General features: G+C 68.1%; 26 protein-coding genes. 15 read left to right on the forward strand and 11 right to left on the reverse strand.

All coding sequences use genetic code 11. The features are described from left to right. Positions 1-226 precede the first annotated feature (226 nt). The 3 genes from RM50_RS09740 to RM50_RS09750 all read left to right on the forward strand — a co-directional run bounded on the left by RM50_RS09740 (position 227) and on the right by RM50_RS09750 (position 3,873). Positions 227-1,246 carry a hypothetical protein gene (locus RM50_RS09740; protein ID WP_043452259.1) on the forward strand — a complete coding sequence of 340 codons (1,020 nt, stop codon included), beginning with the start codon at positions 227-229 and terminating at the stop codon, positions 1,244-1,246. A 321-nt stretch (positions 1,247-1,567) separates the two neighbouring features. Continuing rightward, positions 1,568-2,779: an alcohol dehydrogenase catalytic domain-containing protein gene (locus tag RM50_RS09745; protein ID WP_043452260.1), complete on the forward strand. Its 1,212-nt coding sequence runs from the start codon at positions 1,568-1,570 to the stop codon at positions 2,777-2,779. Between the two features lie 119 nt (positions 2,780-2,898). Further along, positions 2,899-3,873 (forward strand): type IV toxin-antitoxin system AbiEi family antitoxin domain-containing protein, encoded by a 975-nt coding sequence (locus tag RM50_RS09750; RefSeq protein WP_043452261.1) that lies wholly within the window; start codon positions 2,899-2,901, stop codon positions 3,871-3,873. Between the two features lie 76 nt (positions 3,874-3,949). On the opposite strand, the gene RM50_RS09755 is transcribed toward RM50_RS09750, so the two are convergent. Then, complete coding sequence (locus RM50_RS09755; RefSeq protein ID WP_043452498.1) at positions 3,950-4,366, reverse strand: MmcQ/YjbR family DNA-binding protein; 417 nt, start codon at positions 4,364-4,366, stop codon at positions 3,950-3,952. Positions 4,367-4,604: 238 nt separating this feature from the next. On the opposite strand from RM50_RS09755, the gene RM50_RS09760 reads away from it, so the two are divergent. Both RM50_RS09760 and RM50_RS09765 read left to right on the forward strand, forming a co-directional pair. Continuing rightward, on the forward strand, positions 4,605-5,345 hold the full coding sequence (locus tag RM50_RS09760; protein WP_240471931.1) for an MBL fold metallo-hydrolase: 741 nt from the start codon (positions 4,605-4,607) through the stop codon (positions 5,343-5,345). Positions 5,346-5,645: 300 nt separating this feature from the next. After that, entirely contained in the window at positions 5,646-6,227 is a 582-nt protein-coding gene (locus RM50_RS09765) for a hypothetical protein (RefSeq protein WP_043452265.1), read from the forward strand. A 203-nt stretch (positions 6,228-6,430) separates the two neighbouring features. Here the strand turns inward: RM50_RS09765 and RM50_RS09770 are convergent, their stop codons facing one another. Further along, complete coding sequence (locus RM50_RS09770) at positions 6,431-7,312, reverse strand: helix-turn-helix transcriptional regulator (RefSeq protein WP_043452266.1); 882 nt, start codon at positions 7,310-7,312, stop codon at positions 6,431-6,433. A 92-nt stretch (positions 7,313-7,404) separates the two neighbouring features. Here RM50_RS09770 and RM50_RS09775 point away from each other — a divergent pair, with 92 nt between their 5' ends. From RM50_RS09775 to RM50_RS09790, 4 genes are all read left to right on the forward strand, one after another. Then, positions 7,405-8,286: an aldo/keto reductase gene (locus tag RM50_RS09775; protein WP_043452268.1), complete on the forward strand. Its 882-nt coding sequence runs from the start codon at positions 7,405-7,407 to the stop codon at positions 8,284-8,286. 11 nt (positions 8,287-8,297) lie between these two features. Continuing rightward, positions 8,298-9,326 carry an aldo/keto reductase gene (locus RM50_RS09780; protein WP_043452269.1) on the forward strand — a complete coding sequence of 343 codons (1,029 nt, stop codon included), beginning with the start codon at positions 8,298-8,300 and terminating at the stop codon, positions 9,324-9,326. Between the two features lie 42 nt (positions 9,327-9,368). Next, positions 9,369-10,199 (forward strand): oxidoreductase, encoded by an 831-nt coding sequence (locus tag RM50_RS09785; protein ID WP_043452271.1) that lies wholly within the window; start codon positions 9,369-9,371, stop codon positions 10,197-10,199. Positions 10,200-10,427: 228 nt separating this feature from the next. Beyond that, positions 10,428-10,862, forward strand: a complete 435-nt coding sequence (locus tag RM50_RS09790; RefSeq protein WP_043452274.1) for a hypothetical protein — start codon at positions 10,428-10,430, stop codon at positions 10,860-10,862. A 171-nt stretch (positions 10,863-11,033) separates the two neighbouring features. Here the strand turns inward: RM50_RS09790 and RM50_RS09795 are convergent, their stop codons facing one another. From RM50_RS09795 to RM50_RS09810, 4 genes are read right to left on the reverse strand one after another with little or no spacing between them, the layout of a single operon-like run. Next, positions 11,034-12,395 carry an FAD-dependent oxidoreductase gene (locus RM50_RS09795; protein WP_043452276.1) on the reverse strand — a complete coding sequence of 454 codons (1,362 nt, stop codon included), beginning with the start codon at positions 12,393-12,395 and terminating at the stop codon, positions 11,034-11,036. A 15-nt stretch (positions 12,396-12,410) separates the two neighbouring features. Further along, positions 12,411-12,821: an arsenate reductase ArsC gene (locus RM50_RS09800; RefSeq protein WP_043452278.1), complete on the reverse strand. Its 411-nt coding sequence runs from the start codon at positions 12,819-12,821 to the stop codon at positions 12,411-12,413. Next, positions 12,818-13,522 carry an aquaporin gene (locus tag RM50_RS09805; protein WP_043452279.1) on the reverse strand — a complete coding sequence of 235 codons (705 nt, stop codon included), beginning with the start codon at positions 13,520-13,522 and terminating at the stop codon, positions 12,818-12,820. The genes RM50_RS09800 and RM50_RS09805 overlap by 4 nt, the downstream gene beginning before the upstream one ends. Next, positions 13,519-13,869 (reverse strand): ArsR/SmtB family transcription factor, encoded by a 351-nt coding sequence (locus RM50_RS09810; protein WP_043452281.1) that lies wholly within the window; start codon positions 13,867-13,869, stop codon positions 13,519-13,521. The genes RM50_RS09805 and RM50_RS09810 overlap by 4 nt, the downstream gene beginning before the upstream one ends. A 147-nt stretch (positions 13,870-14,016) precedes the next feature. Between RM50_RS09810 and map the strand changes: the two genes are divergently transcribed. Beyond that, the gene (gene map, locus RM50_RS09815) at positions 14,017-14,790 is read left to right on the forward strand and encodes a type I methionyl aminopeptidase (RefSeq protein ID WP_043452282.1); all 774 of its coding nucleotides are present in this window, start codon (positions 14,017-14,019) and stop codon (positions 14,788-14,790) included. 3 nt (positions 14,791-14,793) lie between these two features. Here map and RM50_RS09820 read toward each other — a convergent pair whose 3' ends face one another. Next, a complete protein-coding gene (locus tag RM50_RS09820) occupies positions 14,794-15,312 on the reverse strand; it encodes a GNAT family N-acetyltransferase (RefSeq protein WP_043452283.1) in 519 nt (172 codons plus the stop codon). A 147-nt stretch (positions 15,313-15,459) separates the two neighbouring features. Between RM50_RS09820 and RM50_RS09825 the strand changes: the two genes are divergently transcribed. Further along, complete coding sequence (locus RM50_RS09825; RefSeq protein ID WP_240471932.1) at positions 15,460-15,918, forward strand: hypothetical protein; 459 nt, start codon at positions 15,460-15,462, stop codon at positions 15,916-15,918. Here the strand turns inward: RM50_RS09825 and RM50_RS09830 are convergent. After that, complete coding sequence (locus tag RM50_RS09830) at positions 15,887-17,863, reverse strand: amino acid transporter (protein WP_043452287.1); 1,977 nt, start codon at positions 17,861-17,863, stop codon at positions 15,887-15,889. The two genes, RM50_RS09825 and RM50_RS09830, sit on opposite strands and share 32 nt — an antisense overlap. A gap of 172 nt (positions 17,864-18,035) precedes the next feature. Between RM50_RS09830 and RM50_RS09835 the strand changes: the two genes are divergently transcribed. Further along, positions 18,036-18,788 carry a DUF4386 family protein gene (locus RM50_RS09835; RefSeq protein ID WP_043452288.1) on the forward strand — a complete coding sequence of 251 codons (753 nt, stop codon included), beginning with the start codon at positions 18,036-18,038 and terminating at the stop codon, positions 18,786-18,788. A 42-nt stretch (positions 18,789-18,830) separates the two neighbouring features. Here the strand turns inward: RM50_RS09835 and RM50_RS09840 are convergent, their stop codons facing one another. Beyond that, on the reverse strand, positions 18,831-19,514 hold the full coding sequence (locus tag RM50_RS09840) for a response regulator (protein WP_043452289.1): 684 nt from the start codon (positions 19,512-19,514) through the stop codon (positions 18,831-18,833). Then, positions 19,511-22,081, reverse strand: a complete 2,571-nt coding sequence (locus RM50_RS09845) for a DUF4118 domain-containing protein (protein WP_043452290.1) — start codon at positions 22,079-22,081, stop codon at positions 19,511-19,513. Before RM50_RS09845 ends, RM50_RS09840 begins: the two co-directional genes overlap by 4 nt. 59 nt (positions 22,082-22,140) lie before the next feature. Between RM50_RS09845 and RM50_RS09850 the strand changes: the two genes are divergently transcribed. Genes RM50_RS09850 through RM50_RS09860 form a run of 3 tightly spaced genes read left to right on the forward strand, consistent with a single transcriptional unit; the run spans position 22,141 to position 25,564 of the window. Further along, complete coding sequence (locus tag RM50_RS09850) at positions 22,141-22,887, forward strand: ABC transporter permease (protein WP_043452291.1); 747 nt, start codon at positions 22,141-22,143, stop codon at positions 22,885-22,887. 30 nt (positions 22,888-22,917) lie between these two features. Further along, positions 22,918-24,030 (forward strand): FAD-dependent monooxygenase, encoded by a 1,113-nt coding sequence (locus RM50_RS09855; protein WP_043452292.1) that lies wholly within the window; start codon positions 22,918-22,920, stop codon positions 24,028-24,030. A 58-nt stretch (positions 24,031-24,088) separates the two neighbouring features. Beyond that, positions 24,089-25,564, forward strand: coding sequence for a TrkH family potassium uptake protein (locus tag RM50_RS09860; RefSeq protein WP_082007034.1), 1,476 nt, complete (start codon positions 24,089-24,091; stop codon positions 25,562-25,564). Between the two features lie 6 nt (positions 25,565-25,570). On the opposite strand, the gene RM50_RS09865 is transcribed toward RM50_RS09860, so the two are convergent. After that, positions 25,571-26,116, reverse strand: a complete 546-nt coding sequence (locus tag RM50_RS09865) for a YceI family protein (RefSeq protein WP_043452293.1) — start codon at positions 26,114-26,116, stop codon at positions 25,571-25,573. Positions 26,117-26,234: the final 118 nt, after the last annotated feature.

The raw sequence follows: 26,234 nt of genomic DNA on the forward strand, positions 1-26,234 counted from the left end.
CCCCATCAGATCCCGCCCCCTTCCCCGCGACGCCCCATCAGATCCCGCCCCAGGCGGGCCGCCGCCGTCGTTATGGCCTGTCAACTCTGGTTTTCCCGCTCAGCCCGGGCATATACTTTCCACGCTCTACCGGGCCCCACACAGCGAAACATTCCACGGTTCGGCGTTCCGGCGCCGGCGACAGCACATGCACGCGCGCAGTTTTCCCCGTGAAGGATGGATGGTCATGAGACGGTTCCTGGTACTGGCTGCGGCTGCCGCGCTGGCCTGCATGGCGATGACCGGCCTCAGTCCCAGCCCCGCCAAGGCCGCCGCCGGACCCTGCCTGGGAGCCCCCGCCGCGGATGGCACCGCGTACGGGGAGACGCGGCAGTTCGTGGACACGCAGTCGTGGTGGATGCCGGACGCCGACCAGGCCAACAACGCGATCACCAACACCGGCCACGTCCACCTCGGGGCGTGCATCCCCGAACGGGAAACCATCAGCTCGGGGGACCTCACCGTGAACGTCCGGGTGATCCTCCATGACAACCCGGGCGCCGCCAACTACGTGGCCATGGTGTTCAAAACCTCCGACCGCGAGACCACCGTCCAGAAGTGCTACCTGCGCGCCGGGGCACCGGACTTCAGCTGCCCCGGCCCGGCCGGTTCGGGCGCAGGCGACTTCACCTGCGCCGGCACCTGCGAGCGCTGGCTGACGTTCTCGGCACCCATTTCCAGGTTCAACCACTCGGGCCTGCAGGAGGTCCGGTTCCGGGCGTTCGTCCCCGAGCCGGACGGCAACGAGATGAGGGCCAACTTCAACTGGCAGGTGGACATCCAGAACGGCAAGTCCGCCTCCGATATCACCAGGGACGCGTTCCTGCGGGGCAAGGGCTGGTACACGCACGCCGGGTACTGCGAGTCCTCGGTCCGCAGCCTTCCGCTTCCTGACGGGCCGGTGTCGGGAGTCTGGGCTCCTGCGGTCGGCCTGACCAGCCACACGGACGGTTCGCGGCCGGCGACCCACTCCTTCATTTCCGTGGACCCGGACTTCCATGCGGTTCCGGCCAATCCGGGCCTGGTCCTCTGGGACTCGGCCGGCGCGTACGGACCGGAACCGTTCGGGGCCGCCCCCGTCGCGATCGACACCCGGATGCTGGCCAACGGCGTGCACAAGCTGCACCTGCGGACCTCATGCAGGGACGACAAGCTGGGGTCCACCAACTCCGGCGTGACCGTGGTTCCCTTCACGGTAGCCAACTGACGGCACACGGGCGGGGCGCCGCCGTCGTCCATTTTCCTTGACGCTGCCCGCCGGTTCCTTGACGCTGCCTGCGGCCCTCTCCCGCGGCTTTTCGACGCGCACCTGCACCCTCGACGCGCAGGCTCCTTTTCGCACCCCAAATCCGGGGCGCGAAAGGGAATGTGCGCCGCTAAAAGGAGGATGCGCGTCGCCGGGAGCAGCGCGTCGGCCCTCGCACCACACCAAAGTAGGCAGTATGCTTACTATCTTGCAGCTGGGCGCGCTACGTGCCTGATGACCTGAACCCTACCGGCGGCATGAGCCCGTAAAAGGAGTCACCTCATGAAAGCTCTCGTATGGCACGGTGAAGGCGACATCCGCCTGGACACCGTTGACGACCCCACGATCCTCGACCCGAACGACGCGATTGTCCGCATCACCCGCAGCGCCATCTGCGGCACGGACCTGCACTTCATCCGCGGCACCATGGCCGGGATGAAGGAGGGCACCATTCTGGGCCACGAGGCCGTGGGTGAGGTGACCGCCGTGGGCAAGGCCGTGCGCCGGTTCGCCCCCGGGGACCGCGTGATCGTCTCGTCCACCATGTCCTGCGGCGTGTGCTGGCAGTGCCGCGCCGGGCACACCGCGCAGTGCGACACCGCCAACCCGAACGGCCCGGAGGCCGGCACCTGCTTCTTCGGCGGCCCGGAGACCACCGGCCCCATCAACGGCCTGCAGGCTGAATATGCCCGCATCCCGTGGGCCTCCAACACCCTGACCTCCCTGCCGGACAACGTCAGCGACGAACAGGCCATCCTGCTCTCCGATATCTTTCCCACCGCCTGGTTCGGCGCGCAGCTGGCGGGGGTGCAGCGCGGTGACACGGTGGCGGTCTACGGCGCGGGGATCGTGGGGCAGCTGGCCATCGCATCGGCCTTCCGGCAGGGTGCGTCGCGGGTGTTCGCGATCGACGGCGTGGAGACCCGGCTGGTGCAGGCCCTGGACCAGAACGCGGACGTCATCAACTTCAACAGCGAGGACCCGGTGGAGGCGCTGAAGGAAGCGACCCTGGGGATCGGCGTGGACGCGGTCATCGATGCGGTGGGCGTGGACGCGCAGCGGCCGTGGGCCGGACCTGCCGCTGCGAAGGGCGAGGAGCAGGCGGAGCAGTTCGCGCAGGAGGTGGCCGAGGTGGCGCCCGAGACCAACGTCCAGGGCGACAACTGGGTGCCGGGGAACGCGCCGTCGCAGGTATCGCAGTGGAGCGTGGAGACGGTGCGGAAGTACGGCCGGATCGGCATCATCGGGGTGTACGGACCCACGATGACCTCCTACCCGATCGGCATGGCGATGAACAAGAACCTGACCGTGCGGATGGGCAACTGCGACCACCGCTCGGTCACGCCGCCGCTGGTGGACCTCGTGGCCTCCGGCGTCTTCGACCCGACCAGGTTCATCACGCAGCACGAACCGATCAGCGACGTGGTGGACGCCTACCTGAACTTCGACCGGCGCGAGGAAGGCTGGCTGAAGACCGTGCTGACCACGGCTTAGCCTCCCCCTGCCCGGGCGGCCTGCTCCTCTTCAGGGGCGGGCCGCCGTCGTGCGTGGGTTTTTCCACATAGCGGCCGAGCGCACTCCCGCCCCTGACCCGCGACGGGCAGTCTGGGTGCATGGCCGACCTCCCGCCGCTCCTGCTGTCCCGTGACCGCATCCTGCACGGACTCACCCCCAAGGACCTCAGCAAGCGGGTGCGGTCCGGCGGGCTGGTCCGTATTCGGCACGGGGTGTACATCGACGGACCCACATGGCGGGCCATGCTGCCGTGGGACCAGTACCGGCTCCGCGTCCAGGCTGCCGCGGAAACGTTCGAAAGCCCCACGATTTTCGCCCGCGATTCGGCGGCCAGCGTGTTCGGCATCCCGACCATCGGGCAGGACCAGCCGGTCCGGGCCCTCACATTGAAGAACGACGGCGGCAGGTCGCGTGCGGGGGTCAGGCGCCACTTCGCTGCGCGGGCCGGGTTGCAGGTGGTCCGGTGCGAGGGCCTGCTGGTCACCGACCGGATCCGGACCGTCCTTGACCTGGCGGCCTTCTGCCCCTTCGCGGAGGCCGTGGTGCCGCTGGACCACGTGCTCCGGCCGGACCCGGTCCGGCAACTGCCTGCCCTTTCCAAGGCTGAGCTGGAGGAGGGAATCGGATCAATCTACTCGGCCGCGGCAGCACGGCGGATCCGGACAGCCCTCGCGTTCGCCGATCCCGCATCCGGCTCGGCCGGCGAGTCCTGGAGCCGGGGGCTGATCCATGCGGCCGGGTTCGAAGCCCCCGTCCTGCAGCACCGGTTCACGGATGCGTCCGGGCTGGTGGGCTACGCCGACTTCTATTGGGAGCGGTCCAGGGTTGTTGGCGAATTCGATGGTGAGGAGAAGTATGTCAAGGACGGGTACCTCAAGGGCTTGACCGCTTCACAGGCCGTGGTGGCGGAGAAGAACCGCGAGAACCGGATCCGCGCGCTGGGCATCAACGTGGTGCGCTGGGACTGGGCCGATCTCAGGGTACCCGGGGCGCTGGAACGGAGGCTGGCGGCGGCAGGCGTGGACCGCCGTCGTGCGCGTTCTGCCGCTATCGACGCGCAAAACCGTCTGTGACGCGCACATTCCCCGGCGCTGCGCGGATGTGGGTCGCGAAAGGGAACCTGCGCAGCGCGGATGAGTACGAGCGTCTTCAGCGGCCGGCGAAGAAGTCGGCAACCAGCTTTTTCGGAGCCCGGGTTGCCCATGCCTCAACAATGATCTCCGCCAGCTCCTCCCGGCTGACCTCGCCCAGCCGGGACTCCTGTACCAGGACGGCGTTGTAGCCATCGAAGTGCGGAATGGTGAAGAACGGCAGGGACGGGTCCTCCACCAGGGCGGCCTTCGCGGCGTCGTCCGGGACCACGATGACCAGCAGGTCCCGGAAGGGCTCCCCCGTCTCCGGATCGATGGCCGTTTTATGCGGTGCACGGTACAGGACAAAGCCCCTGCCTTTCGGCCCGCGGGGCACTTTGTATGTCGGGCGGTCCCCCCACGACGTTCCGAGCTCCACCTCCGGCAACCCAAGGCAGATCGCGCCGACGTCGCCGGGGACGGCCATGCGTTCCATGGCCACACGGTAGCCCTGCCGCCTGGGCGATTCAACAGGCGCTGGCCCACCGTCTTCACGAGCCGCCCGGCCGTTAGCCCCTGTGCGGGGAAGCAACACCCAAACCTGTTGCCCGTAGAGGCTTCCCGCGCGGGCCGGCAGGCATTAGCGTCACCACCAGGTGTTGGTCATTCACAACTGAAGGAGCCCTATGCTGCGGCAGATCGCGGAGCGCGTCCACGTGCATCAAAGTTCGTTCATGCAAAGCAACGCCCTGATAGTCCAGGGCAGCGGCGGCGCGCTGGAGATCGATGCCGGCATCACCACGGACGAATTGACCTGCCTCGCCGGGGACCTGCGGGAACTGGGCCAGCCTGTGGTTGCCGGGTTTTCCACCCATCCGCATTGGGACCACATGCTGTGGCATCCGGAGCTAAGAGATGCACCTCGCTATGCCGGAAACCGGTGTGCAACCACGGCGAGGGAACGGCTTTCCGCTCCGGGCGCCAAAGAGCGGCTTGCCTCCGTGATCCCGCCTGATCTCAGCGGCCAGGTACCCCTTGATCTCCTGGGGCAGCTCACCGCGCTTCCCCCGGACACCACCCACGTTCCATGGGAGGGTCCGGCCATCCGCATCCTTGAGCACAACGCGCACGCGCCAGGCCATACAGCGCTGGTCATCGAGGACGCCCGAGTCCTCGTGGCCGGGGACATGCTCTCCGACATCCTGATCCCGATCCTGGACTTCGGCAGCAGCAGTGATCCCATCCAGGACTACCTCGACGCCCTGGAACTCCTCGAGCGGGAAGCGGGGAACATCGACGTCGTCGTCCCGGGGCACGGCTCCCCCGCCGGCGCCGACCAGGTGGCCGCACGCATCGGGCTCGACCGCGCCTACCTCCGGACGCTTCGCGACGGCGGCGCGTTCGATGACCCACGTGGCGGTCCAAGCCCCGACATCCACGACCGGCAACTCGCGCAGCTCGCGGGCAGGAAATAAGAACCGCCGGGCGGCGGTGGAGGGGCAGCGGCTCAGCCCAGATTGCTCGGTGCTGCGTTCTGCTGGAATCGACGCGCATCTTCGTCCCGGCCGCGCACATTCCCTCACGCGCCTGATATCCGGGCAGCGCAACGGAATATGCGCAACGCGGAGGCTTGTGCGCGTCGAAACCCGGCACTCGCGGCGGCACTCCGGAAGCATTTAACGCGGCCTTGTTACCGGCCAGCGGCGGGTCTATGTTGGTGCTAACCCCGGGCCCTGCTGGGACGGCCACCGGCTACCGGTCTCGCTGAGGCAGACATGAGTTACATACCCGTCAGCAGGCGCACTCTCCGGCTGCACCGTGAATCAGAGCGGTCCACCCGGCGCCTGGTTGCCGGCCTTTCCGCCGCGGCTTTCGTGGCATGGCTGTTGTCCGTGCTGCTGTCCTCCACAATGTTCGTTGACGGCTACGTCCACGACATCGATCTGGTGGTGCATGACCTCTTCCTTGTGGTGGCCTTCGGTGCCATCATTCTGGTCGACTGGCACGGGTTCCTGTGGCTGATCGGCCGGCGCACTCTCGGTGAGATCATCCGGCTGGACGGGGCCGCAACACCGTTGATCTGGGGCGGCCTCGCCGGGATGCTCGCCACGGGCGTGTTCCTGAGCCCGCACCTGGACAGCCCCATGACCGAGGTGAAGCTCGCGGCGGTCCTGGTGCTCAGCCTGAACGGAATCATGCTGATCCCGCTGATGCGGCGGCTCGCCCGGCTTCCCGCCAGGACCGCATTCGGGGATTTGTCCACAGGGCAGCGGGTTCACCTCATGACGTGCCTTGTGATCTCGCAGCTGTGCTGGTGGATCGCAATCATCATTGGATTCATCAACGCGCAGTCCTGACAAAGGCCACCTGACCGCTTTGCCCTGTTGCCGCCGTCGTACTTGCCATGCCGTTGCCGACGCGCGAACTCCCCTGAGGGCCGCATCCTACTTTTCGCGCCGCTGATGCGGGCCGCGCTAGGGAATATGCGGGTCGAAAAGGAACCAGCGCGTCCCAGCCGAAGACGCGCGTCAAAAAAGGATCCGGGCAGCGAAGGCGCGGTTCAGAGGCCCTCCGGGACCGCAACCCCGGGGGCAGAGGTTTGCGTGGCGGCCCAGCTGGCCAGCATCTTCAGCGCGTCTTCGGAGGGCGTCCCGGGTTCGGCCGTGTAGATGTTGATCCGCAGCCCCGGATCCGCGGGGAGCTCCATCGCCTCATAGGTCAGGTCCAGATCCCCGACGATCGAGTGGTGCAGCCGTTTGCGGCCGGTGCGGTGGTACTTCACGTCGTGCCGGGCCCAGCGGACGCGGAACTCTTCGCTGCGCGTTGAAAGCTCGCCGATCAGGTCGGACAGGTCCTTGTCGAAGGGATTCCTGCCGGCCGTGGAGCGGAGGACGGCAACGATGTCGTCAGCGGCGCGCTCCCAGTCGCGGAAGAACTCCCGTGCCTTCGGATTCAGGAAGGTGAACCGTGCGCTGTTGGGCGGGGTGCCGGCGTCGGCCATCATCTCCAGGTACAGGGCACGGCCCAGCTCATTGGAGGCCAGCACGTCGCCGCGGTCGTTCCGGACCCAGGCCGGCGCCGTCGTAATCGCATCGATGACCCGCTGCACGCTGGGGCGCACCGTCTGCGGACTCCGCTTCCGCCGCACCCGCGGGGCCGCCGTGGACGCCCGGGCCAGGTCGAACAGGTGCGCGGTCTCGGCGTCGTCCAACTGCAAAGCCCGGGCCAGCGCCTCCAGAACACTGTCCGAGGCGCCCGAAAGGTTTCCCCGCTCCAGCCGGATGTAGTAGTCGATGCTCAGGCCCGCGAGCATGGCCACTTCCTCGCGCCGGAGCCCCGCAACGCGCCGGTTGCCGCCGTACGCGGGCAGGCCGGCGTCCTCGGGCGTGAGCCGGGCGCGGCGGGAGGTCAGGAACTTCCGCACGTCGTCGCTGTTGGTCATGCCTCCACGCTACGCCGCCGCCGGGCAGCGAAGGAGGGACTGACAAGCCCTCCCACAAACCTCCACACCCGCATAGCGTGAAGGGCATGGTTATGGAACTCACGCTCAACAACGGAATCACACTGCCCGCGCTCGGCCTGGGCGTCTTCCAAAGTCCCCCGGAAGAGACGACGGCGGCCGTCCAGACAGCGCTCGAGGTGGGCTACCGGCACATCGACACCGCCGCGGCGTACGGCAACGAGCGCGAGGTGGGCGAAGGCATCCGCCGCTCCGGCCTGGACCGCTCCGACGTGTTCATCGAGACGAAGGTCTGGGTCAGCGACTACGGCTACGACGAGACACTGCACGCCTGGGACAAGGCGGCCGGCAAGCTCGGGGTGGAGCAGCTGGACCTGTTCATCCTGCACCAGCCCGCCCCGGACCGGTTCGAGAAGACCATCACCGCGTACAAGGCCCTGGAAACCCTGCTGAAGGACGGGCGGGTGCGGGCCATCGGCGTCAGCAACTTTCTGCCGCACCACCTGGAACGGCTGCTGGCCGAAACGGACGTGGTGCCGGCCGTGAACCAGATCGAACTGCACCCGTACTTCACGCAGCGTGACGTACAGGCCGCGGATGCCGCAAACGGCATCCTCACCCAGGCGTGGTCGCCGATCGGCGGCATCACGTTCTACCCGGGCTGGGGCGAGAACCGAAGGAACGTCATGCGCGACCCGGCGATTGCCGCCGTCGCGCAGGCCCATGGCAAGACCCCGGCCCAGGTGATGCTGCGCTGGCACCTGCAGCAGGGCCGCTCCGCCATCCCCAAATCCACCAACCCGGCCCGCATCGCCGAAAACTTCGACGTCTTCGACTTCGAGCTGGCGCCGGAACAGATGGCCGCCATCGACGCTCTGGACACCGGCACCCGCAGCGGACCCGACCCGGACGTCGCCCGCCCGGAGCGGTTCGCCATGGTCATCCCCGAAGCCTAAAGGAGAGAAGAATGGAATACCGCCCGCTCGGCCGCACCGGTGTGCAGGTCAGCCCCCTCTGCCTCGGCGCGATGATGTTCGGCCCCTGGGGCAACAACGACCGCGCCGACGCCACCCGCATCATCCACCGCGCCCTGGACGCCGGCATCAACTTCGTCGACACGGCAGACGTCTACTCCGCCGGCGTCTCGGAAGAGATCGTCGGCGAAGCCCTGGCAGGCAGACGCCATGACGTCTTCCTCGCCACCAAGTTCTTCATGCCCATGAACGAAAAGGACCCCAACCAGCGCGGCGGCTCCCGCCGCTGGATCATGCGCGCGGTGGAGGACTCGCTCCGCCGGCTGAACACCGACTACATCGACCTTTACCAGGTGCACCGCCCCAGCCCGGACACCGATGTGGAGGAAACCCTCGGCGCCCTCACCGACCTGGTCCAACAGGGCAAGGTGCGGTACATCGGCTCGTCGTCCTACTCCGGGTCGCAGATCGTGGAGGCGCAGTGGGCGTCCCGCGAGCGCAACCTCGAACGGTTCGTCACCGAACAGCCGCCGTACTCCATCCTGACCCGCGGCATTGAGGAGGATGTCCTGCCCACGGTCCAGCGGCACGGGATGGGCACCCTGACCTACAGCCCGCTGGCCGGCGGCTGGCTCTCCGGACGGTGGCGGAAGGACTCCGCGTCACGTCCCACCTCGAGTGCCCGGCCCAGCGCCCGGTTCGACATGACCCAGCCCGCCAACCAGCGCAAGCTGGACATTGTGGAGGAGCTGGCCCAGGTGGCCGAATGGGCAGGCGTGACGATGATCGAGCTGGCCATCGCGTTCGTGATCAACCACCCCGGCGTCACGGCGGCGATCGTGGGGCCACGGACCATGGAGCAGCTGGAGTCCTACCTCCCCGCCGCGGACACCAGGCTTGCCCCCGAGGTCCTGGACCGCGTCGACCAGCTGGTGGCCCCCGGCGTCACCGTCAACCCCGAGGACAACAGCTACGGCGCCCACGAACTGACAGCACAGGCACGACGGCGGCACGGCGCCTGACTGCCGGGCCGCACCTCACCCAACCCTACGAAAGGACATCCCATGGCAACGTGGCTCATCACAGGCTGTTCGACCGGACTTGGCCGGGCACTGGCGGAAGCCGTGCTCGCGTCCGGGCACAACGCCGTCGTCACCGCCCGCAACGTTGACGCGGTGGAGGACATCGTCGCCGGCTTCCCGGACACCTCCCTGGCACTCCCCCTCGACGTCACGGACAAGGCCCAGATCAGCGCGGCGGTGAAGGCAGCGGAGGACCAGTTTGGGGCGATCGACGTGCTGGTGAACAACGCCGGTTACGGGTACCGCGCCGCGGTGGAGGAAGCGGACGACGCCGATATCCGCCGGCTGTTCGACACCAACTTCTTCGGCGCGGTGGACATGATCAAGGCGGTGGTGCCGGGCATGCGCGCGAACAAGTCAGGCTCCATCCTGAACATTTCGTCCATCGGCGCCCGGATCACCCCGCCCGGCTCCGGCTATTACGCGGCCACCAAGGCGGCACTGGAGGGCATGTCCGGGTCGCTGCGCAACGAGCTGAAGCCGCTGGGCATCAACGTCACCGCCATTGAGCCGGGCGGCTTCCGGACCGACTTCGCCGGCCGTTCGCTTACTCAGTCCACGACGGCGATCGGTGACTACGCGGACACTGCCGGCAAGCGCCGCAAGGAAGTCGACACCGCGCACGGCACCCAGCCCGGGGACCCGGACAAGGCTGCCAGGGCGATCATGGCCGTCGTCGAATCCGCCAACCCGCCGGGCCTGCTGGTCCTGGGCACCGATGCATTCGGCGCCTTCGGCAAGGTGGCCGAGGCGCAGCGGGCCGAGCTGGACCAGTGGCGGGAGCTGAGCACCAGCACGGACATCACCGACTGACCTGCCGGCCGGCGGCCCGCGACGCGCAAAAACATCATCGCGGCGCAAATTCCCCCACGCAGCCCACATTTGGGCAGCGATCTGGAAGGTGCGCGGCACAAATGAGCATGCGCGTCGCGGCCGCCTAGGCCAGCAAAATCGAGTACCCGGTACTCATGACATGACGCTTTCCCGGTGCGAAAGTGGAGATGTTCCGTCAACCTGCGACTCAAAGTTGGAAACCGCACCATGGCAGCAAAGCGGCGGCGATCAGGCAGCAAGGGCGCCGGCGGCATCGGATGTGCCCCGTTCCTCATCCTGATCGGCATAGCCCTGATCATTCAATACTGGTGGGTCCTGCTGATAGCTGCGGGCATGGTTGCGCTGACTGTGGCCCTGATGCACGCGGCAAAGGCCCCGCCCCGCCCGGTCCGCGTACCCCCGCCCAAGCCGCAGCCCGCCGTCGTCCCACCCCGGCCGGTCCTTGCCGGCGATGACCTCACAGCCCAGATGCGGGCCCAAAAGCAGGTGGGCCGTATACGGGAAATGCAGGAGTGGGACTACGAGTGGATCCGGCTTGCCCATCCGGGGAAGAGCCTGCGCGAAGTCAACGACATCGCGAACGCCCATTTCGCCCGGGGCCGCTCCATCGGCATCAACTGGGGAGACCCCTCCGCCCCCTGAGCTTTGTTGGCGACGCGCGGCTGGGTCTCCCCGACCGTACCCTCGCGACGCGCATCTGCATTTTCGCGGCGCACATTCCATCACGCGGCCCACATGTGGGTAGCGGTTCTGCGGGTGCGCGTCGAAAATGAGCAGCCGCGTCGCCACCGGGCAGGCCGCCGGCGCCTATCCCTACACAGGAGCCGTTTCGCCGGTGCGGCCGTGCTGCAGGCCCGTGGCGAAGCCGATGGTCACGGGCACCGGGGCGGAGCAGCAGGAACCGTCAGCAGCGTCCGCCGCGTCGTCCGGAATGCTCGTGGAGCAGACGCCGGTTTCCGGGAGCTCGAGTTCCACGGCGTCCGCGGCCTCGGTGTCCCCGGCTAGGGCGGCGGCGATGGAGCGGACCTGCTCGTACCCGGTGGCCATGAGGAACGTGGGCGCGCGGCCGTAGGACTTCATGCCGGCCAGGTAGAAGTCCTTTTCCGGCTGGGCCAGGATGCCGGCGCCGTGGGCCGGGACCGTTCCGCAGCTGTGGAAGTCCGGGTCGATCAGCGGGCCCAGGGCCCTGGGTGCCTCGACGGCCGGGTCCAGGTCCAGCCGCAACTCGGACAGCATGGCCAGATCCGGGCGGAACCCGGTTGCCGGGATGACCCGGTCCACCGATACGGCGCGGCCGTCCGCAGCGTGCACGGTCACGGCGTCGTCGTGCACGTCGATGGAGGCCGTGTGGAAGTTGGTGAGGAGCTGGACGGCCCCGGTGTCGACGGCGGTGCGGAGCCTGGCCCCGAGCTGGCCGCGGGCGGGGAGCTGGTCGGCGTCTCCGCCGCCATAGGCGCGGGCCGGGCTGGCGGCGCGGATAGCCCAGAGGACTTCGGTGCCGGGGTTGGCGCGGGCCAGCCGGGCCAGGTCAAGGACCATGTTGGCGGCCGAGTGGCCGGAGCCGATGACCAGGGTCCGGCGGCCGGCAAACCCGCCGGCGGACACGTCCGGGAGCGGTCCGGTGACGAGTCCCGCGGCACGCGCTTCGGCCTCGCCCGGTACCGGCAGCCCGGACGAACCCAGCGGCGCCGGGGTGGTCCAGGTTCCGGACGTATCGATCACGGCGCGGGCCGGCACCTCGGTGACCTGGCCGCCGTCGTGCTCTATGCGCAGGAGGAACGGGGCACTTTCCCGGCCCTGGCTGCGGCCCTTGTCCATGCCCTGCCGGGTGACGGCCACAACGCGCGCCCCGGTAAGAATCCTGTCCCGGAGCTCCGGCGTGGCCGCCAGCGGCTCGAGGTAGTCGGAGACGATCTGGGCGCCGTACGGCAGGGCCGTGGGCCGGGGCGCTTCCCAGCCGTTGCGTTCCAGGAGCCGTACGGAGGCGGGGTCGAGGTTGTACTTCCAGGTGGAGAACACCCGGACGTGGCCCCATGAACGGATGGCGGAGCCCACCGTGGGGCCGACCTCGAGGACGAGCGGTTCCAGGCCGCGTTCCAGCAGGTGCGCGGCGGCGGCCAGGCCCACGGGACCGGCTCCGATCACGGCAACAGGCAGGGACTCCTTGGATGTCATGGCGTCAACAACCTTTCAGGCCGAAGCAGGGATAAGGGAGGCAATGAGGGATTCGACGCGGGTCTTGATCTCGTCGCGGATGGGCCGGACGGAGTCCACGCCCTTGCCGGCGGGGTCCTCCAGGACCCAGTCCTCGTAGCGCTTACCCGGGAAGTAGGGGCATTCGTCGCCGCAGCCCATGGTGATCACCACGTCGGAGTCCTTGACGGCCTCGGTGGTGAGGACCTTGGGGATTTCGGCCGACATGTCGATGCCCACCTCCGCCATGGCCTCGACGGCGGCCGGGTTCACCTTCTCCGCGGGCTGTGACCCGGCGGAGCGGACCTCGATGGCGCCCTGGGAGAGGGTGGTGAGGAAGGCTGCGGCCATCTGGGACCGGCCGGCGTTGTGGACACAGACAAACAAAACTGAGGGCTTGTGGCTCATGAGAGCACCTTTCGGTCGGCCGCCGGGGCAGCAGGAGCGTCGGTAAAGGAGGGGTAGAGGAACCGGACCAGGACGTAGCCGGCGGCGGCGCCGAGCAGCTGCGCGAGGATAAAGGCAGGGGCCGACGGCGGTGCGATGCCGGCGAAGGTGTCCGTGACGGTCCGGGCGATGGTCACGGCGGGATTGGCGAAGCTGGTGGAGCTGGTGAACCAGTAGGCGGCGGTGATGTAGCCGCCGACGGCGAAGGCCACCCGGTCCGCGCGGCCGGACCGGACGGTGCCGAAGATGACCAGCAGCAGCCCCACGGTGGCGATGACCTCGCCCAGCCAGAGCCCGGCGCCCGTGCGTTCATGGGTGGAAAGGGTCACGGCGTCCAGCCCGAACATCAGGTTTGCCGCGACGGTGCCAACCAGGCCGCCCAGGACCTGCCCGCCGATCAGGGCGCCGGTTGTCCGGGTGTCGATGAGCCCCAGCGCCCGTTCCACCAGGGTCACCACGGGATTGAACGACGCCGAGACCGGCTGGAGTGCCACAATCAGCGCTACCAGCGCGGCACCCGTGGCGAGGCTGTTCTGCAGGAGCTGCAGCCCGGCGTCGTGCGGGGACAGCCTGGACGCCATCACGCCCGAGCCGACCACCGCCATGACCAGGAACGCGGTACCCACAAACTCCGCCGCGGCGCGGCGTGCCAGGACATTCACGACGCCTGGCCCCCGATCAGTGCCGCGAGGTTCTGCAGCGCCCCGGTGCGGGCCCGGTAGTAGACCCAGACGCCGCGCTTCTCCCGGTCCAGCAGCCCCGCCTCGTACAGGATCTTCAGGTGGTGGCTGATGGTGGGCTGGGAGAGGTCAAAGGCATCGTTGAGGTCGCAGACGCAGGCTTCGCCGCCTTCATGCGAGGCGACCATGGACATCAGCCGCAGCCGGACGGGATCGGCCAGCGCCTTCAGCAGCGGGGCAATCCCCTCCGCTTCCTGTTCGGACAACGGCTCGCGCGCCAGTGGGGCGCAGCAGGCTGCGGCCTCCACCGGGCTCAACTCCATAGACATAGACACATGTAAATATATACATCCATCTATGTCTTTCGTACAACCCCTCTCCGCCTCCCCTAAAAGCCCGCGCCCCTTGCTGCCCCACCATGCGCGGACCATAGGATGGCCCCTGTAGTTTGTTTGCCACAGATGAAGGGCCCACCCATGATCGAGATCCTGAACCCTGCTGAAGTGGCCCGGGCACGGGAGACCGGGGCCCTGGTGGCGGACATCCTGCAGTCGATGAAAAGCCGCGCGACGGTGGGCACCAACCTGCTGGACATCGACCAGTGGACCAAGGAGATGATCACCGATGCCGGGGCCGAGTCCTGCTACGTGGACTACGCGCCGTCGTTCGGCCGCGGCCCGTTCGGGCACTACATCTGCACCGGTGTCAACGATGCCGTGCTGCACGGACTCCCACACGATTACGCGCTGGCCGACGGCGACCTCCTGACCCTGGACCTCGCCGTCGTCTTGAACGGGGTGGCCTCGGACGCCGCCATCAGCTTCATCGTGGGGGAATCCCGGCCCGCGGAGAGCGTGGCGATGATCGAGGCCACCGAGCGGGCGCTTGCGGCCGGGATCGCCGCGGCCGGGCCGACCGCCAAGATCGGCGACATCTCCTACGCCATCGGCCGCGTCCTCACCGATGCCGGGTACCCGGTGAACACCCAGTTCGGCGGCCACGGCATCGGCTCCACCATGCACCAGGACCCGCACGTGCCCAACAGCGGACGGCCCGGGCGCGGCTTCAAGCTGCGGCCCGGCCTGCTGCTGGCGCTGGAGCCGTGGATCATGGCGGACACGGCGGAATTGGTGACGGACGACGACGGCTGGACCCTTCGGAGCGCCACCGGCTGCAGGACGGCCCACACGGAGCACACCATCGCCATCACCGAAGACGGCGCCGAGATCCTGACCCTGCCTTCCCGGTAGTGCCTAGTCGGTCCCGGCCACCTGGCTGCGGCGTTCCAGCAGCAGGGTGTCCTGCCAGTGCCCGGCCTTGGGTCCGTGGCTGATCCGCGCGATCCGCTCCCGCGTCCCCACCACCCGGAAGCCCAGCTTGCGGTGCAGCGCAAGGCTGGCCAGGTTTTCGGGGAAGATGCTGGACTGGATGGTCCAGATCCCCGCAGCCTCCGTGGAATCGATCAGGGCGCTGAGGAGCAGCCGGCCCACGCCCCGGCCGTGTGTCTGCGGCGCCACATAGATGGAATGCTCCACGACGCCCCGGTACACCTCCCGCGAGGAAACCCGCGACACCGCGGCCCAGCCCAGGACCCGGCCGGCGTCCGCGGCGATGAGCCGGTGCTCGGCCAGCCGGCCGCCGTCGAACGCCTCCCAGGTGGGTGGCTCGCTCTCGAACGTCGCCTCACCGGTGGCGATGCCCGCGGCGTAGATGGCGTGCACGGACTCCCAGTCGTCCGGGCACATGGGGCGGATCGTGACGGGGCTCTGCATGGGTTCCATTATGGTGGCCGGGCCAGCCCCGACTCGCGGTTCCCGGCCATGGCCACCGGGCCCGGGTGTAAATAATCCGTCAATTAAACGTTCCGGCCGTCCGCGCCGCGCCTGCACCGGCCTTTGATGGATGCAGAAACAGCACGTGTGGAGGCAGGAGCACAGATGCGGTGGGATGAGGTACCGGAGGACCGCGGCAGGATCAGGTTTGCCGCGGCTGCCGAGGCGGTGGAGGGCTACGGCGGCCGTGGAGTGAACGGCCGTGCCCTTCAGCCGGCCACCGGCTACGTGTTTCCTGACCAGGACGGCGAGGAGTGGTGGGTCATCTTCCAGCCTTGGCCGTCCCCCGGCCCTGCCGGCCACAACGTTCCCGGTGACATCCTGGCGTGCAACGACTCGTACGGCGACATGGTGCACGTCGTGGTGCTGGCAGCGGGCGTTCGCGAGGACGACGCCGAGGCCGCCTTCCGCGCGGACCGCCCGGTCAGCCTGGCGGACGCCGTCCGGGTTGCGGGTGCTGTTCCGCACCTGGCGGCAGTGGTCCACAAGTCCGGGACGACGGCGGAGCCTCCGCTCAGCCGACGCGGACCCACGGACGCTGGGTGACGTCAGGGACAGCCTCGCGGAGCACCTCCCGGGTTACCGGCGCAATCTCGCCCTCGCCCAGGAACAGGAACCGGACGAGGTTGGTAATGGGGTTGCCCTCCGTCCAGCGGAAGTAGATATGGGGCATCAGCCCTGTCACGTCCCTGATATGCAGCAGCACCGAAGCGATGGTGTTGGGAACCACCGGACCGTGGACCTCGAGGATGTGAAAGCCGTGGCGGTTCACCCCGCGGACGAACAGTTCGGTCTCAAAGTCCGACGAGTCATCCACGACGACTTCAAGGAACAACGCCTCGCCGGCAAGCGGAAGATGGCTGACCTCGACCGCTGACTCAAGCTTGTCCCGGTATGCCTCCGCGGACATCCGCAACGGTTCGTGCGCGATGATGGCGATGGGCCCGTCCAGGGTGCTGGACATGAATTCCAGGGCCTGCTGGTCCAAGTGCACCCGGGTTGCATGAAGTTCGAAAGACCGGCGGACCCTGGACAGCAGTGAAATCACGATGATGCCCAGGATGAAGATCGCGGCGATCCGGATGCCCTCGGGCCGTTCGAAGATGTTGGCCACCGTGGTGTACGCGAACACCACGGAAATCGCACCAAAGCCCCTGGTGAGGTTCCGCTGCCCGCGCCGGCGCGCCGACAACGTCACGGCGACGGCGGCGGAGGTCATCAGCACCAGCACACCGGTGGCGTACGCGCCACCCTGGGCGTCGACGTCGGCGTTGAAGATGAAGGTGATCAGGAAGCCAACCAGCGTGAAGACGAGCACCAGGGGCCGGACCGCCTTGGCCCACTCTGGGGCCATGCCGTAGCGCGGCAGGTACCGGGGAACCAGGTTCAGCAGGCCCGCCATGGCGGACGCGCCGGCGAACCAGAGGATGGCGATGGTGCTGATGTCATAAAGGCTGCCGAACCCTACGCCGAGGTATTCGTGGGCCAGGAAGGCCAGCGCCCGGCCGTTCGCCTGGCCGCCGGGCTGGAATTCCTGTTCCGGAATCAGGACGACGGTGATGAAGCTGGTGGTCAGCAGGAAGCCGCTCATGATCACCGCGGCGGTGGTCAGCATGCGCCGGGCACCCCGGATACGGCCGGCCGGGTTCTCTTCGGTGTCCTCCTCGGCTCCCCGCACCTGAGGCATCACGGCAACGCCGGTCTCGAAGCCGGACAGGCCCAGGGCCAGTTTGGGGAACACGAGCAACGCAATGGCCACGGCCATGAACGGGTTTCCGTGCGAGACCCACATATTGGTCCACCAGTCCCCCATGGCCACTGGGTGGGTGACGACCTGCGCCAGGGTGGCAACCACCACGATCGCGTTCAGGCCCAGGTAGAGGACCACAAGCACGACCGCGACACCGATGGCTTCCCGGAATCCCCGCAGGAAGACGGCGGCCAGCAAGGCCAGCAGGACGAGGGTGACGGGGACGTTCTGGTCCTGGAGCCAGCCGGGGGCGACGGGGTTGTGGATGAGGTGGGCGGTGGCGTCGGCGGCCGAGAGGGTCATGGTGATCATGAAGTCGGTGGCGGCGAACCCGAGGAGGACCAGCACCAGGAGCTTGCCGCCCCATTTGGGCAGCAGCCGCTCCAGCATCGCAATGGAACCTTCGCCGCGGGGGCTCTCGCCGGCCACCCGGCGGTAGACCGGAAGAGCTCCCAGCAGCGTCACAGCCACCAGCACCAAGGTGGCAAGCGGGGAGATGACGCCTGCTGCCAGCGCTGCGATGGCCGGTTGGTAGCCCAGGGTGGAGAAGTAGTCCACGCCGGTGAGGCACATGACCTGCCACCACGAATGCTTCTTTTCGTGCTGGGTGGGCACCCCGCCGGGGCCGGGGTGGGCGCCTTTGCTGTCCTGCAGCCCGAACAGCAGCCAGTCCTTCAGCGCCTCTTTTCCATGCGGATGGGGCGCGGAGGGATCCGCCGGGGGCCTGCTCAACGTGGTCATGTCTGCCTTTCCGCGCTGCCCTGTGCACCGCGACCACTGCGAAGCTAGCACCGGCGAAAACTGCTGACCTGCGGAAAAGACATTTATTGACGAATCCTTTACGCCTGGAATTGCCCGCCGGGAGGACTTTCGCCCCAAGTGCGTGAACACCGCGCGCGCCTAGCATCAAGGCATGTCGGCGCAACTGCCCAATGCCCAGGCCTGGTGGCCGCTGTACAGGATCGGCGGTACTGCCGGGCTGCTGTTGGTCGTTTCCGGCGTGGCCGCCCTCGCGCTCTACGTGGTGGATCCGCCGCCCGTTTCCGGTGGGGAGGCTACGCTGCAGTTCATCGCGGACCACAAGGCCTCGTACATCGCCCAGCAACTTCTCTGGCTTGTCCCGTCGCTGTTCGGGCTGGTCGTCTTCGTTGCCCTCCTGGTGGCCCTGTTCCCGGCTAGTCCCAGCCTGGCGGTCCTGGGCTTCGCGGTCGGCGCAGCCTCGTGGACCGCGCTCCTGGCGGTGCCGGTGACCAGCGAAGGAACCCTTTCGCTGGTCTACTTAAGCGACCAGTACGCTGCCGCGGCCCCCTCCGCGAGGCCTGCCTTCGTGGCGGCTGCGGAGGCCTTCGTGGCCGAGAACAACACGGTCTCGCTCGCCGGGGCGCTCACACCGCTGGGGATCCTCCTGATCTCGCTGCCCATGGTCCGGGGTGTCCTTCCGCACTGGGCTGGCTGGCTTGGCATTGCCACGGGCGCCCTCGGCCTCGCCAGCGAGGCCCTGCGCTTCATCATGCCGTCCCTCTACGCCGTCTACGGGCCGCTCCTTTGGGCCTGGTTCGCCGTCGTCGGCATCTCGCTCCTGCGGCTGTCCCGCCGCGGCGGATCCCCCGCCCCTCCTGCCCGGCGGCCATCACTGCGGGCCTACAAAAGAGAGCGCGCTGCCTGACACTGATTGCCGGTCCGTCTGAAGCTCGCGGGCGAATCGTGGTCACGGTTCGAAGCGGTAGCCCATGCCGGCCTCGGTTAGCAGGTGGCGGGGACGGGCGGGGTCCGCCTCCAGCTTCCGACGCAATTGGCCCATGTAGACGCGCAGGTAATGGGTCTCATTCCCGTACCCCGGGCCCCAGATCCTCGCAAGCATCTGCTGCTGCGTGATCAGCCGGCCGGGATTCCGCACCAGCAGCTCCAGGATGGCCCATTCCCTGGGGGTAAGCCGGACCGACGTGCCGCCCCGGGCCACCTTCCGGTTGGCCAGGTCCACCTCGAAGTCACCCACATCGACAGGGGCCTCGTCCGCCGCTGTCTCCGGGGTGCCGCCCCGGCGCCCCGCGGCGCGCAGCCGGGCCAGGAGTTCGTCCAGTCCGAACGGCTTGGTGACGTAGTCGTCCGCGCCGGCGTCCAGGGCCCTGACCTTATCCACGGAGCCGTGACGGGCGGAGAGCACGATGATCGGCGTACTGCTGGTGCGGCGGATCCTGGTGATCACGTCCACGCCGTTCATGTCCGGCAAGCCAAGGTCCAGGACGATGATGTCGGGATGGCTGCCTTCCGCATGCCCGAGCGCGGCCATGCCGTCCAGGGCAGTGAGCACCCGGTATCCCTCCGCCTCCATATTGACCTGAAGGGCGCGCAGGAGCTGCGGCTCGTCATCGACGATCAGTACGGTCCTCATGAAGTGCTGGTGCCTGCTTTCCTTGGAATGCCTGGTATCAGGGGTCCGGTGGACAAGGGAAGGCGGATCACCATGGTCAGTCCGCCCCCGGGGGTTGGTTCCGCCTCAAGCTGGCCACCCATTGCATCGGTAAAGCCTTTGGCGACAGCGAGGCCAAGGCCGATGCCCAGGCCCTCGGGAGCGTCATGGAGCCGCTGGAACGGCTGGAACATCGCCGCGGCGGCGGCAGCGGGCACGCCCTGCCCGTGATCGACAATGCGCAACTCGCCAAGCGGCATACCGCCGTCGTCCGTTTCGTTCGCGGCTCCCGAAACGCCGATGATGACGACATCCGATGCAGGCGCATATTTCAGCGCATTTTCCACGATGTTGGCGATGACCCGCTCCAGCATTCCCTGGTCGGCATCAACAGCCGGCATGTTGGCGGCGAGGTCCACCCTGATTCTGTCTGTGGGGATGCCGCGGAGGGCGTCTTCCACCGCATCCCGCCAGGTGACCGGGGCCGTATGGGGCGCAGCGGAACCACTTGATATCCGCGACATGTCCAGGAGGTTGGAGATGAGGGCGTCAAGGCGCTCGGTGTACGACTCAATCGTGGCAAGCATTTCGCCCCGCACCTCCTCCGGCAACCTGCGGTTTTGGCGCTGCAGGGCTGTCACGGCCAGCTTTATTCCTGCGAGGGGGGTCCGCAGGTCATGGCTGACAGCCCGCAGGATGGCCGTGCGGACATTGTTGCCCTCAGCCAGTTTGGTGGTGCTTTGCAGCTTCCGCTGCAGGGCGTGGTGCTCGCGCAACAGCAGGAGATGGGCTCCGTGTGCCGCCAGCAGGAGCCGGTCACCCGCGGTGAGCGTGCGGCCGGAAAGAACCAGTGCCGTACGGGAATCGGCACGTTCCACACTGTCCGTGGCAGCTGTGGCCGCGTCCGGGGAGGGTGGCGGGGTGTCCCCGGAAAAGGCCTGCAGTGCCCAGTCCGCTTCCCCGTCTCCGGGACGGATATAGAGGCCGGCAGCCGGGACCTGGAAGGTTTCGCGGACCCTGTCGAGGAACGCAGCGATCGTATCGTCCGCCAGGAGTGCCCCGCGGGCAAGGTCTGCCAGGGTGGCCGCTTCGGCGCGGGCCCGGGTCGCTTCCCGCCTGCGCCGGTCAGACAGGCCGACCACCAGCGACACAGCCACCGCTGCGGCGAGGAACACCAGCAACGCGAAGATGTTCTGCGCGTCGCTGATGTTGAAGGTACCAATCGGTTCTGTCTCAAAGTAGTTGAGCAGCAGCGAACCCAGGACTGCTGCCAGCACAGCCGGCCATAGGCCACCGATGACCGCTACCGCCATCACCCCGGTCAGGTGCACGAGCGCATGGGTGGCGAGGTTCAGCCGGGGGTTGAGGGAAAGCACCGCCGTCACCAGGACTGGAAGGAGCACGGCGAGCACGAATCCGGCCATGGTGCGCCTTCGGCTGAGGGTGGCTGGACCTGGACCGGGCAATCCGCGGCGAACCTGCGGATGGGACACAATATGCACGTCGATGTCGCCCGAGTCCCGGACCACTTTGGCTCCGGCGCTGTTGCCAAGGATCCTGTTTCGGAGCCTCCCCGGCGAGGCCCCGATGACGATTTGCGTGGCATTGACGCCGCGGGCAAACTCCAAAAGGGACGTCGCGGGGTCCTCACCCGACACCGTATGGCAGCTGCCGCCGAGTCCGCTGATGAGCCGCCGCTGTGCTTCCAGTGCCGGCTCTGAAACACTTCCCTCGGCCCGGCGGACGTGTACGGCCAGCAGATCGCCGCCGTTGACCCTCGACAGAATGCGGGCTGCCCTCCTGATGAGCAGTTCCCCCTCCGGGCCTCCGCTGAGTCCGACGACCACCCGCTCGCGGGCCGGCCACGTTGCGGTGATCCCCTGGTCTTTGCGGTAACCGGCCAAGCCCTCGTCCACCCGGTCCGCCAACCAGATCAAGGCAATTTCGCGCAGGGCGATGAGGTTCCCCAGGCGGAATTCGTTGGCCAGGGCAGCGTCGATCCTGTCCCGCGGTACCACCTGTCCGTCAGCCACTCTCTGGCGCAGAAGCTCAGGCGATATGTCCACCAGTTCGATGTGGTCCGCGCGCCGCACCACCGCGTCCGGGACGGATTCACCGCCCGGGTGGTCGGTGATCGCAGTGACGACATCCCGCAGGGAGGCAACGTCCTGGATGGCGAGCGTGGTCAGCACATCCATACCGGCGGACAAGAGCTCTTCGATGTCCTGCCAGCGGTGTCCATGCCGGCTGCCCGGGAGGTTGGCGGCCGCGTAGTCATCGACGAGGACCACTTCCGGCTTGCGGGCCAGCACGGCATCGACGTCCAACCCGCTTACCTGCGTGCCGGCACCGTCCCCGCGGACGCAGGGCTGCAGAGCATGGAGACCGTGAAGTAGTTGCACGGTTTCGCGCCTGCCGTGATGGGTGGCGATGCCGACGGCAACGTCCCTGCCGGCGGCGGCGAGGCGATGCCCTTCACGCAGCATGGAATACGTGGTGCCGGCTCCTGCCGCCGCACCCAGGAAGATCCGAAGGGTTCCCCGTGCCATATCCACAGTCTTATCCCGTGTGGCCGCCGTGACCAACTCGCCGCAGCTAAGCTGGCGGCATGCCCGCCCCCGCCGTCCTGCTGCCCACCTTGGTGGCCGTCGCCATCCTGGCGGCGCTCACGGTGGGCCTGCTCTGGGGCTCGCGCACGCCGTCGTACCTGTCCCCTGCCCTGGTGATCCTCCGAGGCGCCGCCCAGCTGGCCGCCATCAGCCTGGTGCTGGGCGGCGTCATCACCAGCCCGCTCTGGGTGGGCGCGGCCCTGCTGGTCATGTTCAGCGTGGCATCCGTGACGGCCACCCGGCGCCTCACCTGGTCCTGGCGCCGCTTGGCCCTGGTCGCAGCAACCATGGCCGCCGGGATCCTGGTGACCCTCGCCGTCGTCTTCGGAACGGGTGCCATCGAGTTCACGCCGCGCTACGTGCTGGCGGTGGGCGGGATCGTGATCGGCAACTCCATGACCATCGCCACCCTTGCCGGCCGCCGCTTCTTCGAGGCGGTGGTGGAGCAGTGGGACCAAGTGGAGGGCTGGCTGGCGCTGGGTGCCACGCCCCGCCAGGCCACGGTGATCCAGGCACGGCAGGCCGTGCATGCGGCGTTGATTCCGTCCACGGACCAGACCAAGACCACGGGCCTGGTCACCCTGCCCGGCGCGTTCGTGGGCGCGATCTTCGGCGGCGCCTCACCCCTGGAAGCAGGGCGGTTCCAGGTGGTGGTGCTGGCCTCCATCATGGCCGCCGGGTCCATCACCGCCGTAGCCCTGATCCGGGCGCTCGGGAACGTGCCGGTCCGGCCTCAGCCGCTGTAGGTCCGGGGCCGCTGCACTACGCTGAGGCCTGTGGGACAACCGACGGTGCTCGTTTGCGGAGCCGGAATTGCGGGCCCGACGCTGGCATTCTGGCTGGCACGGTCCGGGTTCCGGCCCACGGTGGTGGAACGCGCCTCCGGCCTTCGCTCCAGCGGCAACCCTGTTGACGTGCATGGAGCCGCCACCGGGATAGCGCGGAGCATGGGGATACTGCCCCGGCTTCAGGCGGCGGCCACCCGGGCGCCGGGGCTGACGTTCGTGGCTCCGTCGGGCCGGCGGATCGGCCCCATGCGGCTGGGCCGGCCCCGCGGGGAGGACGTGGAAGTTCCCCGCAGCGACCTCGCGACCATACTCTGCGATGCTGTCCGGGACGACGCCGAACTCCTCTTCGGTGATTCCGTTGCCGCCCTGGACGGGGATGAAGCCGGGATTAACGTGTCGTTCGAACACGCGCCGCCGCGCCGCTTTGACCTGGTGGTGGGTGCCGACGGGCTGCATTCCACCGTCCGGAGCATCGCCTTCGGGCCGGAGGACGCGTTTGTCCGCCCGCTGGGCCTTTACATCGCAACCCTGTCCCTCGGAAGACCTGCCGCCGACCCCGATTCCGTGGTCATGTACAACCAGCCGGGCCTTTCGCTGACGGTCCACCCCGTCAGCGGAACCGCGGGCGCCGGGTTCATCTTCCGTGGTCCCAGGCACCCCGGCCCGGCGTTCAGCGACAGCGGGGCGCAGCGGCGGATCGTGCTGGGTGCCTTTGCAGGGTACGACTGGCCGGTACCCGAGCTGCCCGACCTGCGGCAGCAGCTGGAGAGCGCCGGGGACCTGTATTTCGACGCTGTCAGCCAGGTCCGGCTGGCCTCCTGGTCCCGGGGAAGGGTGGCCCTGCTGGGCGACGCTGCTTCCTGCGTCTCCCAGTTCGGCGACGGCTCCAGCCTGGCCATGATCGGCGCTGCAACACTCGCCCAAGAACTGGCCGCCGCTCCCGGCGACCCCGGCACAGCATTCCGCCGGTACGAGGCGCGGCACCGTAAGCTGGCAGCATCCCGCCAGCGCGGCTACAGGCTCGGCGCCCGGCTGCTGGTTCCGGCATCCCGACGCGGCCTGGCAGTCCGCAACGTCATCGCCCGGCTGCTTCCGGGCTGACGGGCGCCCGGAGATGGGACCAGCAAGGGCAGCACCGGCACAGTGGAGGAAGAAGCAGATGAGCACTGACCGGACCGCCCGGCAACAATTGGGCGGAAGCCCGCGTGCTGCGGCCGGCGGGATCCGTCCTCCAGGCCCCAGCGGGAGCCGCGGGAGCCGCGCGGGCCGCCAACGGAACAGCGGCGGGGGCGCCGGGTCTGGCCTGGGCCGCGTCCTGCTGCATCCAGTCCGGCTGGTGCCGCTGGCCTTCCTGGTCGTTATCCTTCTGGGCGCCGGACTGCTGATGCTCCCCGCCGCGCACACCAACGTCCAGCCGGAACCGCTGCTGACGGCCCTGTTCACTTCGGTGTCGGCGGTCTGCGTGACGGGGTTGGCCACGGTGGACACGGCAACGTTCTGGACTCCCTTCGGGCAGGCCGTCATCCTGGGGCTCATCCAGGTGGGCGGGTTCGGCATCATGACGCTGGCAACCCTGCTCGCGCTCCTGGTGCGCAAGACCATCGGCGTGCGCGGGCAGTTGATTGCCCAGTCAGAGACCCACACGCTGAACTTCGGCGATGTTCGGGCCGTGCTTTTCGCGGTGGCCAGGACTATGGTCCTGTTTGAGGCGGCCACCGCCGTCATCCTCACGGGCCGCTTTTGGCTCGGCTACAACCAGGATCCCCTGAGCGCGCTTTGGCACGGCGCCTTCCATGCCGTTTCCGCGTTCAACAACGCCGGGTTCGCGCTCTACAGCGACAATCTCATCGGCGTTGCCTCGGACCCCTGGATCATCGTCCCCATCTGCGCCGCGATCGTTGCCGGCGGGCTGGGGTTCCCGGTTCTCATTTCCCTGCTGCGGGGCGGCGTCAGGATAAAGGACTGGACCGTGCACATGCGGCTGACCATTTACGGCAGCCTGTTCCTCCTCGCTGCCGGCGCGCTGCTCTTTGCCGGCTTCGAGTGGAACAGGGAACAGACCCTGGGCCCGTTGTCGTTGACGGGCAAAATACTCACCAGCCTCGCCGGAACGGTCTTCCCCCGCACGGCAGGTTTCAACAGCATCGATTACGGCGCCGCAGCACCGGAGACCCTCCTGGTCACGGACATCCTCATGTTCATTGGCGGCGGCAGCGCCGGGACCGCCGGCGGCATCAAGATCACCACCTTCCTGGTCCTGTTCTTCGCGATCTGGAATGAGGTCCGTGGCCGGGAACACGTCACGGTTGCCCACCGCTCCATCAGTTCGTCATCGCAGCGGCAGGCCCTGTCCGTGGCGCTCCTGGGCGTCGCGGCGGTCATCGCCGGCACCCTCCTCCTGCTGATCTTCACCGACCAGTCCCTGGACAGGGTCCTTTTCGAGTCCATCTCGGCGTTCGCCACCGTCGGCCTCAGCACCGGCATCACCCCGGGCCTCCCCCCGGACGCCCAGTGGGTGCTGATGGCGCTGATGTTCACGGGGCGCATCGGAACCATCACGGTGGCCTCCGCGCTCGCGCTCTCCTCGCGGCCGCGCCTGTACCAGCTCCCGGAAGAGCGTCCGGTCATCGGCTAGCCAGGCTTAGCCCTGCTTTACCAGCGCTGCCTCCAGGTTGATCTTCACCTTGTCGCTCACCAGCACGCCGCCGGCCTCCAGCGCGGCGTTCCATGTCAGGCCGAAGTCCTTGCGGCTGATCTCGGCCTCGGCGGAGAACCCTGCGCGGGTGGCGCCGAAGGGGTCAACGGCCACGCCGGTGAATTCGACCTCGAGCTCCACGGGCCGGGTGACGTCCTTGATGGTCAGGTCACCGGTGAGCGTGTAATCCTCGCCGTCGCCCTCGATGTGGGTGCCGCGGAAGGTCATTTCGGGGTACTTTTCCACGTCAAAGAAGTCGGCGCCCTTCACGTGCGCGTCGCGGTTGGCGTCGCCGGAGTTGAAGCTGGCGGTGGAGACCGTGGCGCGCACCGAGGAGTCCGACAGCGACTGCCCCACGTGCGCCTCCGCCTGGGCCTCGGTGAAGCGGCCGCGGACCTTGCTGATCCCGGCATGCCGGACCGTGAAGCCAATCTCGCTGTGCGCCATGTCCAGGACCCATTTGCCGGGGGTCAGTTCCTTGGGAAGGGTCATCGCAGTTCTCCTTGCTCGTCGGGCCGCAGGCTTCGCTGCCTGCTACAGGCGCAAGGCTGCGGATCCCCCTAAATATTCCCCAGATAACCCGCCGATATAAGGGGTCCGGGTGAACCGG

Source organism: Pseudarthrobacter phenanthrenivorans (genome assembly GCF_000813845.1).
Classification (GTDB): Bacteria; Actinomycetota; Actinomycetes; order Actinomycetales; family Micrococcaceae; genus Arthrobacter; species Arthrobacter phenanthrenivorans_B.

Bases quoted from the DNA above. Each gene is read 5' to 3' on its own strand.
- RM50_RS09800 (WP_043452278.1), bottom strand. From the start codon at position 12,821: ATGAGCCACAAGCCCTCAGTTTTGTTTGTCTGTGTCCACAACGCCGGC.
- RM50_RS09750 (WP_043452261.1), top strand. From the start codon at position 2,899: ATGGCCGACCTCCCGCCGCTCCTGCTGTCCCGTGACCGCATCCTGCAC.
- RM50_RS09860 (WP_082007034.1), top strand. From the start codon at position 24,089: ATGAGCACTGACCGGACCGCCCGGCAACAATTGGGCGGAAGCCCGCGT.
- RM50_RS09840 (WP_043452289.1), bottom strand. From the start codon at position 19,514: ATGAGGACCGTACTGATCGTCGATGACGAGCCGCAGCTCCTGCGCGCC.
- RM50_RS09810 (WP_043452281.1), bottom strand. From the start codon at position 13,869: ATGTCTATGGAGTTGAGCCCGGTGGAGGCCGCAGCCTGCTGCGCCCCA.
- RM50_RS09765 (WP_043452265.1), top strand. From the start codon at position 5,646: ATGAGTTACATACCCGTCAGCAGGCGCACTCTCCGGCTGCACCGTGAA.
- RM50_RS09780 (WP_043452269.1), top strand. From the start codon at position 8,298: ATGGAATACCGCCCGCTCGGCCGCACCGGTGTGCAGGTCAGCCCCCTC.
- RM50_RS09865 (WP_043452293.1), bottom strand. From the start codon at position 26,116: ATGACCCTTCCCAAGGAACTGACCCCCGGCAAATGGGTCCTGGACATG.
- RM50_RS09795 (WP_043452276.1), bottom strand. From the start codon at position 12,395: ATGACATCCAAGGAGTCCCTGCCTGTTGCCGTGATCGGAGCCGGTCCC.
- RM50_RS09745 (WP_043452260.1), top strand. From the start codon at position 1,568: ATGAAAGCTCTCGTATGGCACGGTGAAGGCGACATCCGCCTGGACACC.
- RM50_RS09790 (WP_043452274.1), top strand. From the start codon at position 10,428: ATGGCAGCAAAGCGGCGGCGATCAGGCAGCAAGGGCGCCGGCGGCATC.
- RM50_RS09785 (WP_043452271.1), top strand. From the start codon at position 9,369: ATGGCAACGTGGCTCATCACAGGCTGTTCGACCGGACTTGGCCGGGCA.
- RM50_RS09755 (WP_043452498.1), bottom strand. From the start codon at position 4,366: ATGGAACGCATGGCCGTCCCCGGCGACGTCGGCGCGATCTGCCTTGGG.
- RM50_RS09830 (WP_043452287.1), bottom strand. From the start codon at position 17,863: ATGACCACGTTGAGCAGGCCCCCGGCGGATCCCTCCGCGCCCCATCCG.
- RM50_RS09775 (WP_043452268.1), top strand. From the start codon at position 7,405: ATGGAACTCACGCTCAACAACGGAATCACACTGCCCGCGCTCGGCCTG.
- RM50_RS09835 (WP_043452288.1), top strand. From the start codon at position 18,036: ATGTCGGCGCAACTGCCCAATGCCCAGGCCTGGTGGCCGCTGTACAGG.
- RM50_RS09845 (WP_043452290.1), bottom strand. From the start codon at position 22,081: ATGGCACGGGGAACCCTTCGGATCTTCCTGGGTGCGGCGGCAGGAGCC.
- RM50_RS09820 (WP_043452283.1), bottom strand. From the start codon at position 15,312: ATGCAGAGCCCCGTCACGATCCGCCCCATGTGCCCGGACGACTGGGAG.
- RM50_RS09740 (WP_043452259.1), top strand. From the start codon at position 227: ATGAGACGGTTCCTGGTACTGGCTGCGGCTGCCGCGCTGGCCTGCATG.
- map (WP_043452282.1), top strand. From the start codon at position 14,017: ATGATCGAGATCCTGAACCCTGCTGAAGTGGCCCGGGCACGGGAGACC.
- RM50_RS09850 (WP_043452291.1), top strand. From the start codon at position 22,141: ATGCCCGCCCCCGCCGTCCTGCTGCCCACCTTGGTGGCCGTCGCCATC.
- RM50_RS09770 (WP_043452266.1), bottom strand. From the start codon at position 7,312: ATGACCAACAGCGACGACGTGCGGAAGTTCCTGACCTCCCGCCGCGCC.
- RM50_RS09760 (WP_240471931.1), top strand. From the start codon at position 4,605: ATGCAAAGCAACGCCCTGATAGTCCAGGGCAGCGGCGGCGCGCTGGAG.